At 38.6% G+C, this 14,171-nt stretch carries 19 protein-coding genes; 17 read left to right on the forward strand and 2 right to left on the reverse strand.

Translation table 11 applies throughout. The annotated features are described in order from the left end of the window. Positions 1 to 74: 74 nt before the first annotated feature. The 5 genes from C1A12_RS09155 to C1A12_RS09175 all read left to right on the forward strand — a co-directional run bounded on the left by C1A12_RS09155 (position 75) and on the right by C1A12_RS09175 (position 4,448). Positions 75 to 1,577 (forward strand): potassium/proton antiporter, encoded by a 1,503-nt coding sequence (locus C1A12_RS09155; protein WP_101843572.1) that lies wholly within the window; start codon positions 75 to 77, stop codon positions 1,575 to 1,577. A 333-nt stretch (positions 1,578 to 1,910) separates the two neighbouring features. After that, complete coding sequence (locus C1A12_RS09160; protein ID WP_101843573.1) at positions 1,911 to 2,108, forward strand: hypothetical protein; 198 nt, start codon at positions 1,911 to 1,913, stop codon at positions 2,106 to 2,108. A 275-nt stretch (positions 2,109 to 2,383) separates the two neighbouring features. Further along, positions 2,384 to 2,572 carry a hypothetical protein gene (locus C1A12_RS09165; protein WP_101843574.1) on the forward strand — a complete coding sequence of 63 codons (189 nt, stop codon included), beginning with the start codon at positions 2,384 to 2,386 and terminating at the stop codon, positions 2,570 to 2,572. 41 nt (positions 2,573 to 2,613) lie between these two features. After that, on the forward strand, positions 2,614 to 2,811 hold the full coding sequence (locus tag C1A12_RS09170) for a hypothetical protein (protein ID WP_101843575.1): 198 nt from the start codon (positions 2,614 to 2,616) through the stop codon (positions 2,809 to 2,811). A 437-nt stretch (positions 2,812 to 3,248) separates the two neighbouring features. Continuing rightward, the gene (locus C1A12_RS09175; protein WP_101843576.1) at positions 3,249 to 4,448 is read left to right on the forward strand and encodes a S8 family peptidase; all 1,200 of its coding nucleotides are present in this window, start codon (positions 3,249 to 3,251) and stop codon (positions 4,446 to 4,448) included. Between the two features lie 71 nt (positions 4,449 to 4,519). Here the strand turns inward: C1A12_RS09175 and C1A12_RS21240 are convergent, their stop codons facing one another. Then, positions 4,520 to 4,690, reverse strand: a complete 171-nt coding sequence (locus C1A12_RS21240) for a hypothetical protein (protein WP_200816578.1) — start codon at positions 4,688 to 4,690, stop codon at positions 4,520 to 4,522. 391 nt (positions 4,691 to 5,081) lie between these two features. Between C1A12_RS21240 and thpD the strand changes: the two genes are divergently transcribed. The 3 genes from thpD to C1A12_RS09190 all read left to right on the forward strand — a co-directional run bounded on the left by thpD (position 5,082) and on the right by C1A12_RS09190 (position 7,049). Then, a complete protein-coding gene (gene thpD, locus C1A12_RS09180) occupies positions 5,082 to 5,981 on the forward strand; it encodes an ectoine hydroxylase (RefSeq protein WP_101843577.1) in 900 nt (299 codons plus the stop codon). A gap of 174 nt (positions 5,982 to 6,155) precedes the next feature. Further along, positions 6,156 to 6,557 carry a DUF4181 domain-containing protein gene (locus C1A12_RS09185; protein ID WP_101843578.1) on the forward strand — a complete coding sequence of 134 codons (402 nt, stop codon included), beginning with the start codon at positions 6,156 to 6,158 and terminating at the stop codon, positions 6,555 to 6,557. Positions 6,558 to 6,641: 84 nt separating this feature from the next. Beyond that, positions 6,642 to 7,049 carry an NUDIX hydrolase gene (locus C1A12_RS09190; protein WP_101843579.1) on the forward strand — a complete coding sequence of 136 codons (408 nt, stop codon included), beginning with the start codon at positions 6,642 to 6,644 and terminating at the stop codon, positions 7,047 to 7,049. 49 nt (positions 7,050 to 7,098) lie between these two features. On the opposite strand, the gene C1A12_RS09195 is transcribed toward C1A12_RS09190, so the two are convergent. Further along, positions 7,099 to 7,821, reverse strand: coding sequence for a 3-ketoacyl-ACP reductase (locus C1A12_RS09195; RefSeq protein WP_101843580.1), 723 nt, complete (start codon positions 7,819 to 7,821; stop codon positions 7,099 to 7,101). Between the two features lie 192 nt (positions 7,822 to 8,013). Between C1A12_RS09195 and C1A12_RS09200 the strand changes: the two genes are divergently transcribed. The 9 genes from C1A12_RS09200 to C1A12_RS09235 all read left to right on the forward strand — a co-directional run bounded on the left by C1A12_RS09200 (position 8,014) and on the right by C1A12_RS09235 (position 14,068). Then, the gene (locus tag C1A12_RS09200) at positions 8,014 to 9,456 is read left to right on the forward strand and encodes an MDR family MFS transporter (protein ID WP_101843581.1); all 1,443 of its coding nucleotides are present in this window, start codon (positions 8,014 to 8,016) and stop codon (positions 9,454 to 9,456) included. Between the two features lie 394 nt (positions 9,457 to 9,850). Next, a complete protein-coding gene (locus C1A12_RS09205; protein WP_101843582.1) occupies positions 9,851 to 10,483 on the forward strand; it encodes a DUF3267 domain-containing protein in 633 nt (210 codons plus the stop codon). Between the two features lie 24 nt (positions 10,484 to 10,507). Next, positions 10,508 to 10,744, forward strand: coding sequence for a hypothetical protein (locus tag C1A12_RS09210; protein ID WP_101843583.1), 237 nt, complete (start codon positions 10,508 to 10,510; stop codon positions 10,742 to 10,744). Between the two features lie 22 nt (positions 10,745 to 10,766). Next, complete coding sequence (locus C1A12_RS09215) at positions 10,767 to 10,934, forward strand: DUF3976 domain-containing protein (RefSeq protein ID WP_101843584.1); 168 nt, start codon at positions 10,767 to 10,769, stop codon at positions 10,932 to 10,934. A gap of 11 nt (positions 10,935 to 10,945) precedes the next feature. Beyond that, positions 10,946 to 11,461 carry a GNAT family N-acetyltransferase gene (locus tag C1A12_RS09220; RefSeq protein ID WP_101843585.1) on the forward strand — a complete coding sequence of 172 codons (516 nt, stop codon included), beginning with the start codon at positions 10,946 to 10,948 and terminating at the stop codon, positions 11,459 to 11,461. A gap of 421 nt (positions 11,462 to 11,882) precedes the next feature. Continuing rightward, complete coding sequence (locus C1A12_RS09225; RefSeq protein ID WP_101843586.1) at positions 11,883 to 12,164, forward strand: hypothetical protein; 282 nt, start codon at positions 11,883 to 11,885, stop codon at positions 12,162 to 12,164. 79 nt (positions 12,165 to 12,243) lie between these two features. After that, positions 12,244 to 12,942: a DUF2294 domain-containing protein gene (locus C1A12_RS09230; RefSeq protein WP_101843587.1), complete on the forward strand. Its 699-nt coding sequence runs from the start codon at positions 12,244 to 12,246 to the stop codon at positions 12,940 to 12,942. 179 nt (positions 12,943 to 13,121) lie between these two features. Then, complete coding sequence (locus C1A12_RS21090) at positions 13,122 to 13,295, forward strand: hypothetical protein (RefSeq protein ID WP_159462174.1); 174 nt, start codon at positions 13,122 to 13,124, stop codon at positions 13,293 to 13,295. Positions 13,296 to 13,525: 230 nt separating this feature from the next. Next, entirely contained in the window at positions 13,526 to 14,068 is a 543-nt protein-coding gene (locus C1A12_RS09235; RefSeq protein WP_101843588.1) for a GNAT family N-acetyltransferase, read from the forward strand. Positions 14,069 to 14,171 lie beyond the last annotated feature (103 nt).

Here is a 14,171-nt window from a genome sequence, read left to right on the forward strand (position 1 = left end):
CTTTTAACACTCCTCGTTAAAGTTTATGCTCATTATTTCACTTCGATTGAATTCATAAGGAGACTCAAAATTATATGTTATTTGAATCATTTGGCACAGATTCATTTCTTCTAATTACAGCATTATTATTTTTCAGCGGAATTATAGTTGCACGTTTTTCCAGTCGCCTGGGAATCCCTTCACTCGTATTGTTTATTCTTGTAGGAATGCTTGTTGGTAGTGACGGCTTAGGGCTGATTTACTTTGATAATGCTCGAGTAGCTCAAATTATTGGGGTATTTGCTCTTGTTATTATACTTTTTGAAGGGGGTCTTCATACGAAGTGGGCGACTGTTCGCTCAGTTGCTGGAGCTTCTTTATCTCTTGCCACTCTAGGAGTATTAATAACCTCAGGTATTGTTGGAATGGCTGCTTACTTCATATTAGATATTACGATGCTTGAGGGACTGCTGTTTGGCGCAATTGTTGGTTCCACAGATGCTGCGGCCGTATTTGCAGCTCTTAAAGAACGTAATATTAAAGCAAAAATGGGTGCAACCCTTGAAGCAGAGTCGGGCACGAACGATCCGATGGCCGTGTTCTTAACCTTGTCATTAATTGAGCTCATTGTTATAGAAGACAGCACTATTTTTATGATGATCCCCACTTTTTTTCTGCAAATGGGATTAGGGTTACTGCTGGGATTTGTGTTTGGGAAAGCTGCATCCTTCTCCATCAACCATATAAAACTTGACTCTAGCGCCTTGTATCCTATTTTCTCGGTAGCCTTCGCATTAATTACATATAGTGCGACTTCTATTATCGGAGGAAGCGGATTTCTGGCAGTATATGTTGCAGCTTTAGTAATTGGTAACTCAGAGCTGACCTATCGTTATTCCATCTTTCAATTTAATGAGGGATTTGCCTGGATGGCTCAAATCCTTATGTTTATCATTCTTGGTCTGCTTGTTTTTCCAAAACAGCTTTTCACCATGAATATTATTATTTACGGTTTGCTGCTTTCTGCTATCTTAATGCTGGCTGCACGTCCAATAGCAGTATTTGTATCTACTATTAGAATGAATTATTCAATCAAAGAAAAGGTGTTCATTTCCTGGGCTGGTCTTCGCGGTGCCGTACCTATTGTCTTGGCAACCTTTCCGATTGTGGAGGGGCTGACAAATAGTCAAACCTTGTTTAATATCGTATTTTTCGTCGTACTCACTTCTACTCTTGTCCAAGGGTCGACGATTTCGTACGCTGCGAAAAAGTTAAATCTCGTGGGTCCAAAGAAAGATATTCCTCACCATTCAATTGAGTTAATTTCAATGGGGAAAGCATCAGCCGAGATGATCCAATACCAAACAAATGCAGAATCGGCAATCGTTGGGAAGAAACTGCATGAGGTAGCGTTCCCGAACAGAGCAAATATTAGCGCGATTATAAGGGATAATCAAGTAATTACCCCTTATGGAGAAACAGTTATAAAAGAAGGTGATTTTCTTTATATACTGGTGGAGAGCAGGCATAAAGAGGAGCTCCGTAAAGTGCTTGAAAAAAAATCAAAGAATAAGCAGGCTGCTCAAAGTGGTGAATGAAGTCTTACTCAAATCGTTAAATGAATAAAATCACCTTTCTTCTCAAAAGATAAACAGAGCAAATGTTGAAAGGATGACTGATGAAATTGCCAAAAAAGGATAAAAAGGTCAATAATCAATTCAAAGAAAATAAAAATCACGGGGAACACCGAAATGGGAGATTAAGCCAGTTTAAAAATCACAACAGTCAAGGAGGAGAAGAACCTAACGAGTACGTCACTAAAAGGGAAGAATAAAGCTTTGCACTTATTTATTCTGAAAATTAACGTATAATTCTTTAACGTGCCGCCTATACTGTCTAAATATAGACTGACGGAAAAGGAGAGAGATTCATTGGATCGAGAATGGCTCCATCAGCAGGTGGTCAGCGTAAAAGGGCAGATTTGTTCAGGTAAATTACGATTTAAGTGCAAAGATGATTATTTTCTTCAACAGCTTGATAAAGTCAAAGAATGCGAAGACGGATTAGTTGATATGAACACAGTTTCACCTACATTAATGACTTTAATACATGCCATAAATAAGTCATAAGACATCCTATACCAAGGGTGTCTTTTTTGTTATGGAAAAGGTTAATCCCGATAATTTCAGCTCGTGCTTTAACTTTTTTAATGTGGTTTATGGCCTGTAACGCTACAGAGATACTTTTTTCTTTTAAGAAAGGACATTTACACTGATTTTTTTACAAAAACATTTTTTAAAAGAAAAATTTTCTTGTAAAGGGAGGAAAATGTATAATTTTGTCGAAATAGTCCGATATAATAGGTATAGGTATAGGGAGAGGCAGGCCGAAGGAGGGAAGCCGTTTGACAGAAGCTTTACAACATGATTTTCACTCGTACATTTTTGCGATTACGGATCGTTATATTTGTAGATGCAGCGGAGGTCATTCAATGGAACCGAGGCACATTTCCTTTATAGATAAAGATATGGCAGATGTGTTAATCCAGTGCAGCAGATGTGCTGCGACTGAATATATAAAAATCGTAAAGTAAGTTGATTCCTATGGTTAAGGTAAGATAATGGAGGTGTCATTTTGTTTGGAGAGGTAGGTAATGGTTCTATAAATTATGTAATGTTCCATCTATTCTCTTTAGGCACTTGTATGGTTGTGGCTGGTATGATAAGCGTAGCGCTGCTTAGAGAGCTAAAGATCCCATCCAGACTTACAGGGTCGGTTGCGTCCATGCTGTCGATTGCCGTCGCTTATGTTTATTACCAGACATTCTTTTAGCAGCAATAATGGCTGACGGAAAATGATTACGAAAGGAAAGAGTAGCCATCGAACCGATTAAAGAGTTATACTTTGGAAAAAAGAAATTAAAAATAAGCGGAAGATTCAGCGTAAGAATTGACGAGACCATCGTCATTGAACCAAGTAAGGCACCAGAGGCTAAAATTAACCAGTACATAGGGGAGAATAAAAAAGCAGATAAAGTGTTCGTAAAATCATACTATGGGGTGCCTCCTCGTGAATTAAAAGGCCCCTATTTTATGAAACAAATGCACGGACTCCTTGTACTTGGAAAAGAGTAATATTGCCCAAGTAACGGGCTTGAAGTGCTCTTTAATATACAAAGACCTGTATAGCTTTCCCAAGTCGAAACGGCAGGAATTCCTCCATATTTTGGTGAATATTTCTATATACCAAAATAAAGGAGGAATTTTTTTATGAAGTGGAAAGGTTTAGCAACTTTATCACTTGCCGTCGCGCTAGCTTTAATGCCAAATGCCGGAGAAGCTTCGGCAGATAAAGAAGATGAACTTCCGAAGGTGGAACCAAAAACTGAGGCGGGGAATGGGGATTATGTTAAAGGGGAGGTTGTTGTTAAGTTTAAAGAAGCAAAAGGAAAGGCCGCATCACGTTCGGTTGTCAAAGATATAAATGCGAGTGAAGTAGAAGATAAGGATCCCGTAGAATCAGATTTTAAAGTTCTTAAAGTAGGAAACGTAGAACAGGCTGTAAAAGCACTGAACAAAAACCCTAATGTGGAATACGCAGAGCCGAACTACGAATTTGATACGACATGGACGCCTAATGATACTTACTATAATAGTGCACAATATGGACCGCAACATACAAATACTGAAGCGGCCTGGGACATAACAAGAGGGAACAGCAGCCAGCAGATTGCGATCGTTGATTCAGGGGTGGACTATAACCATCCTGACTTAGACGGTAAAACTATACGTGGTTATGACTTCATAGATTACGATGATAATCCAATGGATGAAAACGGACATGGTACCCACGTGGCTGGAACAGCAGCCGCGGAAACAAATAATTCTCAAGGGGTAGCGGGGATGGCGCCTGACACGGACATTCTGGCAGTACGTGCACTGGATGCTAATGGAAGTGGGTCACTCGCAGCCATTGCTGATGCCATTCGCTACTCAGCTGATCAAGGCGCAGAAGTGATCAATCTGTCGTTGGGATGTGATTGTGATACTCAAACGCTGGAAAATGCTGTGAATTATGCCTGGAATCAAGGGTCAGTTGTGATTGCGGCAGCAGGAAACGATGGGGTATCTACTACATTCGAACCTGCTTCCTATAATAATGTAATTGCGGTGGGAGCTGTTGATCAATATGATAATAAAGCTTCCTTCTCTAATTACGGCACTTGGGTCGATGTAGCTGCGCCAGGAGTGGATATCGCATCAACAGTTCCAAATGGCGGCTATGCTTATATGTCTGGAACTTCAATGGCATCCCCGCATGTAGCAGGGTTAGCCGGATTATTAGCCAGTCAAGGACGTACTAACGCTGAGATTCGCTCAGCCATCGAGAACACTGCTGATCCTATTTATGGTACAGGGTATTACTATAATGACGGACGAATTAACTCATATGCGGCATTAAACTACTAATCTATTAATTAAAAAAAGCTGACTCTTAAAAGGTGGGGGCCTTTAGAAGAGTCAGCTTTTTAACTTTGAAATTATTCCTCTTTCTCAGCTGTTTTTTTATCGAGCTTAAGTTTTTCGATTTCAAGCCTCTGATATTCAAGCTCCACTTCTTTTACTTTTAATTCATAACTTTTCTTTTTGTCATAACCGTAATAAATAAGAGATAAAGCCACAATAATTGTTATATAAAAAAACAAATCCATACGCTTCAACCCTCCAATAAACTAAACTTAGCGTATCCTATGCGGGATTGGAAAAGAGTAGAAGTTTGACTTGTGATAATTATATTAAAATAGTAGATCAGTATAATGAAATAACACAGTTGAGGTACGGTAACTACTATCACTCAACACGAATGTGAAGTGATGAGAAGCGCTTTATAGAAATGAGGAGAAAATAGAGCCTTATATCTCCTTTTATCTTCTTCTATCTAATTTTATCGAAATTTATTTAAATTTTCGTAAAATAGTAGTTTAAGCATAAACACAGTGGGAAGAAGTAGCGTACGAGGGGAAGTTTTTGGCTTTGGAACAGCATAGAAAAGGGATTCAATTTAGGAAAAAATCTTTATCAAATAGTAAGGAGTGTTTAGAAATGAAAGACCTTTATCCTTCGAGACAAAATAACAAACCCGAAATTTTGGAAAGACAGGATCCTGTCATTCATACAGACCGCTCAAAAGATAATGAAGCACCGATTTCTAAGGATCAGCTTGATTTTTATGAATCAAATGGTTTCCTTCAAATTGAAAATTTCTTCTCTGAAGAAGAGGTTTCACAAATGCAAAAAGGGATCTTTGAGCTGCAGGACGACAGTCGGGATACTTTTTCTGATAAAGTAATCCGTGAACCACAAAGTGATGAAATTCGTTCCATTTTCCATGTGCATGAGGATGATAATTACTTCAAAGACGTAGCTAACGATCAGCGTATATTAGACATAGTAAATCATTTACTTGGAAGTGACGTTTATATCCATCAATCCCGTATTAATTACAAACCAGGCTTTACAGGAAAAGAATTCGACTGGCATTCAGATTTCGAAACGTGGCACGTAGAAGACGGCATGCCGCGTATGAGAGCAGTAAGCTTGTCCATCGCCCTATCTGATAACTACACATTTAACGGGCCTTTGATGCTCATACCGGGGTCCCACAACTATTATGTTAGTTGCATAGGTGAAACTCCAGATGATAACTATAAAGAATCCTTGAAGAAACAAAAGCTTGGTGTACCTGATAATGACAGCTTGCGTTGGCTCGCAGAAAAAGGCGGCGGTATCTCAGTTCCGACCGGAAAAGCGGGTTCTATTACTTTATTTGAAAGTAATACTATGCATGGATCTAACGGGAATATAACCCCATACAGCCGAAACAATCTGTTCATGGTTTACAATAGCGTTGAAAACCAGCTTGTAAAACCATTCTCAGGTGGAAAAGAGCGTCCGGAATTTATCGCTGTTCGTGAAGGAGCTAAATCTTTCAGTCATAGTTAAGCTTAATAAAACTTCCCCGCTTTCTAAAAAAGCTCGAGATCTCTTGAAGAGTTCTCGAGCTTTTTATATCCACTTAAGGTGGCGAATACTATGCCAACCACTAATATTTTTTGAAACTCAGTCGGAGAGGTGGTCGTATAACAAGTAAGAAATGAATAACTGGAGTTGATATCTTTGGGTCCTTACGGAATACAGGAAGGATTTTGGAATGAATTCTTTCCCTTTATTGTGGCGGCAGCATTCCTATTAATTGGCATTCCGGCCATTTTACGTTATAGAATGGGGGCGGATAAAAAGAAGTGGTTTTTGAACGAACATATTAATGAATTTCATAAAAAAGGTGATTGGATAATAAGAGCCAATTTTTTCTTCTTTCTTATTACTGCCTCTATTATTTTTTATCCCCATTCTTCTGTAACCCTCATTGTGTCTATGTTATTTGCAATCATTCAAATAGGTTTTACCACTTATGTAGAGTGGAAATTTGCTGCCAATCGGCAAAATTTTAAAGTATCGTTTGCTGAAATGATATTATTTTTTGTGACGTTCATTGGAGTTATGATATGGCTTGAATAAAATTAAAGGTGTACGGTGATTAAAAAAAATTACGTGATGTCGCTGTTATAACACTAATAATATGAATAAAAGGAGAATACTGATTTGAAACCGCCCAAGCATATAGTATCAGCCGCTACAGTAGTTATGGACGAAACCAATACTATGTTATTAATCAAAGGGCCGAAAAGAGGATGGGAAATGCCGGGAGGACAAGTTGAAGAAGGAGAACCTTTAAAAGAAGCGGCCATACGGGAAACAAAGGAAGAGTGCGGTTTGGACATTGAGATTACTCGCTATTGCGGGGTCTTTCAAAATGTGAATCATTCCATTTGTAATCATTTATTTGTAGGCAGACCTTCGGGAGGACAACTTAAGACTACGTCAGAAGCTCTTGAAGTCGGTTTTTTTCCGATTGAAGAAGCTTTGAAGATGATTACATGGGGAAACTTTCGTCAGCGTGTGGAGTACTGTCTCGATGAAAAAATTCAACCTTTTTGCGTAAGTTTTTAAATCTCTCTAAAGATGGTACCAGGTGCATAGTGTCCTGGTACCATTAAAATTAAAACGGGTTTGTGGCCCACTGGAGAGATGTTTTTATAAAAATTCTTTGATGCAGCTTCAACTGAGAAACCATGTATTCTGCTAAATCTTCAGGCTGCATAAATTTTTCTTTATCCTGCTCGTCAAGCTTATCACCAAATGCAAGCTCAGTAGCTACTAAACTAGGGTTCATCGTAAAAACTCTAATATTATTATGACGTACCTCCTGCATGAGTGCTTCGGTCATACCTTGAATAGCGAACTTAGAACCACTGTAGGCCGTAGACCCTGCAGTTCCTTTTAGACCGTTACTTGAAGAAATGTTGATAATATCGCCTTTATCTTTCTCAATCAGGTCAGGCAGTACGGCACGTGTTACGTGGTAGGTGCCAAATACGTTGACTTCAAATGTTTTCTTCCAATCTTCAGGTTCTATCTCCAAAAAAGCTCCCCGGGAACTGATAGCAGCGTTGTTGATTAAAATATCTGCAGCACCCAGGTCACTTTTTAGATCAGCGACTGCTTTAGTTACTTCATCCATTACCGATATGTCAGCTATTGCGTAGCTTACATTCACGCCGAGACTCTTTGCTTCTGCAGCTACTTCTTTCAATCGACTTTCTGTCCGGGCAATCAGTCCAACGTGCACTCCTTCTCGAGCCAGCTCTAGAGCTGCTGCACGACCAATTCCTCTGCCGGCCCCGGTAATATATGCGGTCTTACCTTTCACTTCTTGTCCCATTTTGGACCCTTCCTTTCTCTTTAAGTAACTAATTTCAGTGTACGTTTAACTTGCCTCTTAATCAAAAAATTAGATTGTACAAATAATTTACTTAGGAACCTAAACAAAATTCTTTCGGATTACGAAATAATATGGTATGATTTCTTGTTGTGATAAAGAATTTGAAACTACACCTTGGAAAGAAGGATTAAAATGGGTGAACAACAGAAACCAACCAATTCAGAAGAAGAAATTAACCGTGGACCTTTAATGCTTGTCCTAATTTCCGGGGCCTTTGCCGCTATTTTAAATCAGACGTTGCTGGCGACTGCTTTACCTCATATTATGAGGGACCTAAGTTTAGAAGCCAGCACAGCACAATGGCTCACCTCCATATTTATGCTGGTAAACGGAATTATGATTCCTATTACAGCGTTTTTGATTGAACGATTTACTACGAGGTCGTTATTTCTGACTGCGATGGGTCTGTTTGCGGCAGGGACAGTTATTTGCGCAATAGCTCCCAATTTCTCCATTTTAATGGTAGGACGAATTACGCAAGCTTCAGGGGCAGGTATTATTATGCCGCTTATGCAGACGATTCTTATGATGGTCTATCCAATTGAAAAGAGAGGGTCAGCCATGGGAATGTTTGGGTTAGTGATCTCTTTCGCACCAGCTATCGGACCAACCCTTTCCGGATGGCTCGTGGAACAGTTTCCGTGGCGGAGTCTGTTTTATGTCATATTGCCTGTTGTGATTATTGACTTCATTGTGGCTTACTTTATTCTTAAAAATGTTACGAAACAAACTTTTCCTAAAGTAGATATATTATCTATTATTCTATCCTCCCTGGGATTTGGCGGATTACTGTATGGTTTTAGTACTGCTGGAAATAAAGGCTGGGGAGACGAGCAGGTCATGATCTCTATGTTTGTTGGAGCCGTGGCTCTTACCTGGTTTATTTTACGGCAATTCAAGCTTAAACAACCCATATTGGAATTCAGGGTATTTAAAATTAAGGTATTTACACTGACCACAGTGCTTGGTATGGTCATGTTCATTGCTCTTATTGGCGGTGCGACTGTCCTTCCGCTTCTGATGCAAAACATGCTTGGCTTTACAGCGCTCGAATCAGGCTTAATGTTGCTTCCCGGAGCATTGGTTATGGGCTTCATGAACCCGATTACAGGACGTCTGTTTGATAAGTTTGGGGCCCGGTGGCTTGCTATCAGCGGACTCATTGTTGTAACGATTACTACGTTTATGTTCACGAACCTTACCTCAGATACAACGTTCACTTATTTGGCCGTTGTTAATGCGGTAAGAATGTTTGGAGTGGCAATGGTTATGATGCCGGTGACTACAGCAGGGTTAAATCAACTGCCAACACACCTGATTCCTCACGGTACGGCTATGAACAATACGATGCGTCAAGTATCAGGAGCCGTCGGTACAGCATTACTTGTTACGGTTATGGCTAATGGGGCTATCCCTGACGAAGGAGTGGAAGGGATGATTCATGGAGTCAATGTATCCTTTATTGTTGCTGGGATTACAGCATTAATTGGTCTTGGGTTATCCTTTTTTATAAAAAAGAACCCGGCTCAGTCTAATAATATTCAAGTCCAGAGAACGGCTGCGGGGACTAAATAATGAAATAAAGAAAGCCGTAACAAACTTATAATCTCCAGTGTTAAAGTCGAACCATAATTGTGACTATACTAATAACCCGGACTATCTTGAATTTTCTGAGGAAAATTTGAATGATAGTTCGGGTTTGTTGTGAACTGAAACATTTTTCCGCTATTATCCTGTGCTAAACTAAGAGACCTTAAATAATGGAGAAATTATCTTCGTAATGCGGAAGGTAAACAATATTATTGCCTGGGAAATGGTGGGGATAGAGTTGGTCAAAAAGTAAAAGAATGCTGGAATATATTGAAACCTCTGAAGCTACAGAAACGTTTTGAAAGAAGGAATCTAAATCTTGAATAACGCAGCCTTAGAATTAACCGAAAGTATAGGAAGGATGGGGAGGAATTGATTTATGAAATTCACAACACAGCTGCCTGTTTTTAATGAGCAGTTGCATAAAAGTCTAGTCAATGAAGGATGGACTCCGTTTAAAGAACCAAAAAAGTTAACAACAGCTATTTTGTTATCCGTCCCCTTCATGATTTTAAATGTTGCGATTGCTATCGGAGTAATGTATTTAGCAACCCGGGTAACCCCAGGGCAGTTGCCGGAGCAGACTTTTACCATTACGATCAATTTAATGAGTCTGATTTACCTTGTTCTTCTGCTTATTGTACATGAATTAATTCATCTTATATTTGTGCCGAATTTTTTAAAATCCAGGGAAACCTTTATCGGAGTACACTGGCTTGCGGGATTCGTTTATACGAGGCAGCTGATATCGAAAGGAAGGTTTCTATTAATATCATTTGCACCTTTCTTTATTTTATCTATCGCTGCGCCGTTTGTTTTAGGGATGTTCAACCTTTTAACCACGGGCGTGGCAATATTGGTAATCATCAACGCGGCTGCTTCTTCTGTAGATCTATTAAACTCAGCTATTATTATTTTTCAAGCACCGAGCCGGTCGAAAATTGCCAGTAACGGGGTGCTGTCCTATTGGAAAAAAGACGAAAGTTCTTCGGGGGAAGCTTTTGTAAAATAACCTGTGTGACAAGGAGGCGGAAGCATGAAAACAGGATTTATTCTTGGATTTATTGCAGTCATAGGAACTCTTTTTGTAACTGTATGGACAGCCGGTCAAGCGTTTAATAAAAAGAAGACAACAGGATATGCTGCTTCCTTACTTATACCATTTATTATTGGCTTAATGTTTCAAAGCACTCTAGTTATGTGGCTGAGCCTGGTTGCTGTATTCAGTTTAACAATTTACCATTTTTCTTATCGGAGAGTTATGGAAGGTTGAAATTTTAGAGGAGTGAAATAGGATGTGGTTTTTTCCTGTTATAGTTATAGCGGGCTTTCTTGGAATCTATTTATGGGCGAAGGATGACATAAAGGGGTCTTCAATTACAAAACGAGGTTTTATAAAAATGCTGGTCGGCTTCGTGGTCATATTTATATTAGCATTTTTAACGGTGGCTTTTACGAATTAGGAGGGTAATAAATGATTACTGTTCAATTGGCAGCTTCATCACACGTAAAGGGAATTAAAAGAGTATGCATTGACGCTAACAGAACTACATATAAAGATTTATGTAAAGAAGGTTACATTGAAAAGGTGATACGTGAGTTTTATAACGAAGAAAGAATACATAAAGAAGTGTTGACCTCGACGAAAGATTGGGGAGGGTACTTTGTGGCTTTAGATAGTGACCGTGTAGTTGGAGCGGCAGGAGGGGGAATGATCAGTGATAATGAAGCTGAACTGTATGTGCTTTATTTGGACCCGGATCGAAGAAATGAAGGAATCGGGTCAAAGTTACTGGAGGCCGTGACTAAACAGCAGAAATCGTTTGGAGCAATAGAGCAATGGGTTTCCGTACTGAAAGGAAACCAAAAAGGAATTCCTTTTTATGAAGCAAGAGGCTTTCACCTCCAATACGAAAAGCCATCCTTTGGCAACAGTGAAGAAGATAATTATTGCTCACTTCGATATAAACGCAACATTGAGGGAATATGAGTTATTTGGTACCAGGTACACCAAAGTTCCTTTGGTGTACCTGGTACCAAAAAAGAGTTGAAAATTCAATTTTTAATATGTGTGTGAGTCAGTTCAATATTTTTCTTTTTTGCGGATCCTCGTAAAGGTGTAGTATGCTTCTATTGTTTGAGCTGTGTGGTCGTGCCTTAATCAAACAATAAATTCCCCTTTTCATGTGGAGTAATAAACGTTACAATGATTGTAGGAAAAAGGAAGAACACTTTTTCCCTAAATAAGAAGTAATAATAAATCAAATGAATTCTAAATTAAATATTATTTGGTAAGAATGAGCTGGACAATAGAGCCGGACATAAGCCAAAAAAGGACAAGAGATTGCTCCTTTTTTGGCTTTTTTTATTGTAAAAATTTTGAAGATAGTTGTGTGCAGGAGGAAAACTGGATGAAAGAGATTAATAAATCAACATTTGACAAGTCTTTATTTGGGTTAACTGGCATTCATTATGCTAAAAAGAGTATGGAAGCCTATCATCATGCTAAGAATATGGTTGAACAGGAATCACCAATCGTTTTGGAAATTTGTGAGGCTTGTGCTCGGATATGCCATGATTGTGTACGGGAATTGCAGGACATGGAAGAAGATAATGATCTCGATGAAATCATCGAGATTTGCTTAGCTAACGCTTTACTGTGTGAAGAATTAATTAAAGATTTGAAGCAATAAAGTTTAGCATCTATAGATTAGTGGAAAAATTCATGAACTACCCGGCGGCCTCAGGAACCGGTATAAAGGATGAATATCTATGGAAAAAAATTCAGTACAAGCAGAAGTAGCCAGTTATACAGGGAAACTGTTCCGGGATAATTTCGGGAAAGGACCCTCGTCAGTTTATGTGTCGATTGAACATCCCTTTATTACGATCTATTTAAGTGATTTTCTAGCGCCCATGGAAAAAGTCTTAGTTGGTCAAAAAAACATTATGAAAGTTGAAGAGACAAGGGATCTTTTAATGAAGGAATTAATCCCGGAGATTAAAGCGACACTTCGCGTAACCGCAGATATTAATGTTGAAAATATTTATTACGACTGGTCGTTGAATAACCGCTCCGGGATCCTTGTCGGGGTGGTTAAGGAAGATAGGAAAGAGGAAGATTTTCTATCCTTAGCTGACTATCCAAAAAAAGATAAAGTTCACGATGAGATTATTAAGGTAAGTGAACAAGCTGAGAAGGTTCCAGAACGTGTGGATTCCCTGCTTTTAAATTCACGCACATTGGTTGTGGATCGTAAAGGAATTCTCGTGAGAATTGAAAAAGAATTAATTAATTCGGGGTTTAGCGAACAGTTACGATTAAGTAAAAGGCAGTTGGAGAAAAGGTTATTAGATCCGTCTGTGTTCGAAGCCATTCTTGAAACAAAAATTCAGGACATTTTCGTGGATTGGGATTTTGCTTTAGACAAGAGTTACATTATATTAATTTTAAAACCGAATAAGAAGTAACGGTGGAAATGAACTGGACAATAGAGCTGGACATAAGCCGAAGAGGAGATATCAGGATCCTTTTCGGCTTTTTTAATGGAAAAAAGTTCATAAACTCTAGTCTGGAAGGATGGCCGATATATAAGGCAAGTCCGAATCCAAAATTGGAATATGAAATTATTTAGTAAAAGGGAGATAATATGACTTATAAACTTATTGCAAAGGATGCGAATGAGACGATTATTGAATTTGCTAAAAATAATGAGGAGCTTACTTTCAGCAGGTTCGAGGAGGCAGAGGCGTTTGCCATTCGTGTGAAAAATGAAAACAGATGGGCGGCTGATTATGAATTCTCAATTATTGAAAATAATTAATCATTAAAACTGGTTTAACAAAATGTTTAGACCAGTTTTTTTATTTGTAAATGGGCAAATAAACTATGATGCTTGTGATACGATAGAATAAATAAAGAGAGCAAGGTGCTGCACTAATCCAGGAATAGAATTCAGGTTAACGACAGGCATTAACGGCATGCTTTTACCAAATCTAATATAGAAAACACAGAGTGATCAGGGAAACAGTCCCTATTGAAAGGATGAGGAAGATGTTTAAAGGTGAGCGGATAAAACTAAGAAAGTTAACTTCAGCAGATACTGAAACTTATCATAGATGGAGAAATAATGATGAGGTTATGAGGTTTACGAACCCTTCACTTGATAAGTATACATATAAAGAAACTGAAGAATATATTGAGAACCTCCTTGAGTCCCCTTCTTCAAAAAGCTACCTGATAGAACTTATTCAATCCAAGAAGCCTCTTGGTGTGACTTCATTAATTAATATTGATTATAAGAACCGCAACGCAGAATGCATCATTGATATTGGTGAGCATGAGTACTGGGGAAGTGGATATGGTACTGAAGCGTTACAGCTGCTGATCAATTACAGCTTTATGGAACTGAATCTCCATAAAGTGTATTTAAGAGTTTTTTCATTTAATGAACGAGCGATTTCTTTATATGAGAAAATGGGTTTTAGAATCGAAGGGGAACAATTAGATCAAATCTATAGAGAAGGAAGCTGGCATAATATTGTTATGATGGCGGTTTTTCAAAAGAATTTTTTGGATAAGGGAAATGATGATTAACGTTCGCTAAAAGGAAAATGTGGAAGAATTTGAGCAGGGGTTACGGTATCAAGAACTTTTTTATGGTTATGTAAATGGCCAACAAAGGTCACGAAGGTTTAAT

Source organism: Halobacillus sp. Marseille-P3879 (genome assembly GCF_900240285.1).
In the GTDB taxonomy this organism is placed as follows: domain Bacteria; phylum Bacillota; class Bacilli; order Bacillales; family Halobacillaceae; genus Halobacillus_A.